The following is a 3,508-nucleotide window of genomic DNA, read 5'->3' as shown; positions in this document are numbered from 1 at the left end:
CTAAGGTGGAGTCGACTGGATGGCTAGAAGCGGCTATTGCTTATGCATTTCAACAGGCATCAAACAGTCTTGATCTGCCGTTTAGCATCAGTTTTACTGAACAGCAGCCACCGACCCAAACTGGCCAGTGGATGAAAATGGAAGTTGCCGTTGTACGAAGGATGCAAAATCGTAAGCGGCCCTTCAGCTTCGAAATTCGCTTTTCCAGCCTGAACGGGCGGAGGGGACCCTTCAGGCAGCTGGGATGGGAATGTCGTGCTTACGGTGATGCCAAGTCCTTTTGCAGGACGCGATTCCTGCCACCGTGTTTGACTTTGTACATGAGGCTATCCGCCTCGGCCAGCAGGCCGTCAAGATCTGCGGGCGCCCGGGCGTAACTCGCGACCCCGATGCTCAAAGTCACAGGCCACTGGTGTCCGCTCATTGCTTGCAGCAGTCGGTGTCGCAGATCTTCGATTTAGGCATTCGCCGATGCACCATCCATGCCGGGTAGCAGCAGCGCAAACTCATCGCCGCCGATACGCCCGGCAATATCGCTGGCACGCAGCCGCGCGCGCAAGCCGTCGGCAACGCAAGCCAGAAGCGCATCGCCAGCGGCGTGGCCGCGTTCATAGTTAACCTCTTTGAATTTGTCGAGATCGATGAACGCGGCAGTGATGGGCGTGCCTTGGCGCTGCGCTTTTACCAGGGCCTGGCGCCCCAGTTCGAAAAACTCGCGACGGTTGGGCAAGTGCGTTAGCGTGTTTCGCGCGCCAGGCGCGTTTCGGCATCAAGCAACTTGCGCAGTTGCACCAGGAGCCAAACGCCGGCGCAGTAGATCGACAGCCGCGCGACACTGTTGAGAATCAGGGGCATTGCGAATGCTTGATCGCCGCCGAGCATCTGGTCTGCCTGGAACCATAGCGCGACCACAAGGATTGCCGCAGTCAAACCCCAACGCAGTCCGAGGAACCACGCCACCAGCGCCAGCGGCGGAACAAAATGCCGACTGACTGCGTCCACCAGTGCTGACGAGGCAGGCTGCCGCGATGCACCTTGACGATGGCCGCGCACCACGGGAATCCAGCCATTTGCAGTGCCAGACGCTGCCCAACCACGTAACGAAGAAGGAGAGTTCGAGATGAGCCACGATCCATTCAACACCGTGCGGGAATTCACCTTGGGGTCGGGCAAGACCGGCAAGTTCTATTCATTGCCGGCGCTTGAACAGGCCATGGTGGGCAAGGTTTCGCGTCTGCCGATTTCGATTCGCATCGTGCTCGAATCGGTGCTGCGCAACTGCGACGGCAAGAAAGTTACCGAAGCGCACGTTCGGCAACTGGCCAACTGGGCGCCCAGCGCCCAGCGGGTCGACGAAATTCCCTTCGTCGTCGCGCGCGTGGTGCTGCAGGACTTCACCGGCGTGCCCTTGCTTGCCGACCTGGCTGCGATGCGCAGCGTGGCATCGGCGATGGGCAAGACTCCAAAAAGCATCGAGCCGCTGGTGCCGGTGGATCTGGTGGTAGATCATTCGGTGCAGATCGACTACTTCCGCCAGAAAGGCGCGCTCGATCTCAACATGAAGCTTGAGTTCCAGCGCAACGCCGAGCGTTATCAGTTCATAAAGTGGGGCATGCAAGCCTTCGATACCTTCCGCGTGGTGCCGCCGGGCATCGGCATCGTGCATCAGGTGAACCTTGAATACCTGGCGCGTGGCGTGCACAACAAACAGGCAGGCAAGGACAGAATCTACTATCCCGACACACTGGTCGGTACCGACAGCCATACCACGATGATCAATGGCATCGGTGTGGTTGGCTGGGGTGTCGGCGGCATCGAGGCAGAGGCCGCCATGCTCGGCCAGCCCGTGTATTTCCTTACTCCGGACGTGGTTGGCTTCGAGCTATCGGGCCGGCTACGCGAGGGCTGCACCGCCACCGATCTGGTGCTCACCATCACCGAGCAGTTGCGCAAGGAGAAGGTGGTGGGGAAATTCGTCGAGTTCCATGGTGTAGGCGTCGAGGCACTCACCCTGGCCGACCGGGCGACGATCGCCAACATGGCGCCGGAGTATGGGGCGACGATGGGTTTCTTCCCCGTGGATCAGGCGACGATTGACTACTTCGAGGGCACCGGCCGCACCGCCACCGAGATCGACGCTTTCGTTGAGTATTTCAAGGCGCAGGGCCTGTACGGCGTACCCATGCCGGGGCAGATCGACTACAGCCAAGTGGTCAAGCTCGACCTCGGCGCCGTCACGCCCTCGGTCGCGGGACCCAAGCGCCCGCAGGACCGCATCGAGCTCGGCAAGGTCAAATCCACCTTTGTCGAGCTCTTCGGCAAGCCGGCGGACGAGAACGGCTTCTCCAAGAGCACCGAGAACCTGAAACTCGAGTACGTCAATCAGGATGGTGTCAAGATAAAGAACGGCGACATCCTGATTGCCGCCATCACCAGTTGCACCAACACCTCCAACCCGGCCGTGCTGCTTGCCGCCGGGTTGCTTGCCAAGAAAGCGGTGGAGGCGGGGCTTCAGGTCGCACCCCACATCAAGACCTCTCTCGCCCCGGGCTCGCGGGTCGTGACTCAGTACCTGAAAAGTGCCGGGCTGCTGCCCTATCTGGAGAAACTCGGTTTCCCGGTCACCGCCTACGGCTGCACCACCTGCATCGGCAATTCCGGCGACCTGACACCCGCGCTCAATGAGGTGATCAAGGAAAACGATCTGGTCTGCGCCGCTGTGCTCTCGGGAAACCGCAACTTCGAGGCGCGCATCCATCCCGGCATCAAGGCGAACTTCCTCGCCTCGCCCCCGCTGGTGGTGGCCTACGCCATCGCCGGAACCGTGCTCAGGGACTTGATGACCGAGCCGCTCGGCATGGGCAAGGGTGGCAGGGAGGTGTGGATCGGCGACGTATGGCCGTCGAGCGCCGAAGTGCAGGCGCTGATGAATCTGGCGATGGACCCTGGCACCTACATTGCCAATTACAAGAAGCTCACGCTTCCCGGTGACCTGTGGAGCGAAGTGCCCTCGGCGCAAGGCCAAGTCTATGACTGGCCGAAATCCACCTACATCGCCGAGCCGCCCTTTTTCAAGGACTTTACAATGACGCCGCGGGCGGCACAGGCCGACATCCGCGGCGCGCGGGCACTGGGCGTGTTCGGCGACTCGATCACCACCGACCACATCAGCCCCGCCGGCGCTATCAAGGAGAGTTCCCCCGCCGGCCAATACCTGAGCGACAACGGCGTAAAAAAGGCCGATTTCAACAGCTACGGCTCGCGCCGTGGTAACCACGAGGTGATGATCCGCGGCACCTTTGCCAACGTGCGCATCAAGAACCTCATGATCCCGCCGCGGGAGGACGGAACCCGCGAGGAAGGAGGGGTGACGCTGATTCAGCCATCGGGGAAGCAGATGTTCATCTACGACGCGGCAATGAGTTACATCGCCCAGGGCACGCCCACCGTGGTATTCGGTGGCGAGGAGTACGGCACCGGATCATCCCGCGACTGGGCGGCAAAGGGT

Annotated in this window: 2 protein-coding genes and 1 pseudogene; 1 reads left to right on the top strand and 2 read right to left on the bottom strand. The window is 61.1% G+C overall.

From position 1 onward, the window contains the following. Nucleotides 1–259: 259 nt before the first annotated feature. A pseudogene (locus tag ACOYNV_RS26700) lies at nt 260–730 on the bottom strand (GGDEF domain-containing protein). A 5-nt stretch (nt 731–735) separates the two neighbouring features. Beyond that, a complete protein-coding gene (locus tag ACOYNV_RS26695) occupies nt 736–1,053 on the bottom strand; it encodes a hypothetical protein (protein ID WP_422902854.1) in 318 nt (105 codons plus the stop codon). A gap of 67 nt (nt 1,054–1,120) precedes the next feature. On the opposite strand from ACOYNV_RS26695, the gene acnA reads away from it, so the two are divergent. Beyond that, nucleotides 1,121–3,508, top strand: a 2,388-nt coding sequence (gene acnA, locus ACOYNV_RS26690) for an aconitate hydratase AcnA (RefSeq protein ID WP_422902853.1), incomplete at its 3' end; no start/stop codon positions are given.

The organism is Propionivibrio sp. (assembly GCF_049316945.1).
Taxonomy (GTDB): domain Bacteria; phylum Pseudomonadota; class Gammaproteobacteria; order Burkholderiales; family Rhodocyclaceae; genus Propionivibrio.
The sequence above is the reverse complement of the archived record's forward strand: the minus strand, read 5'-3'. Positions and strand labels throughout refer to the sequence as shown.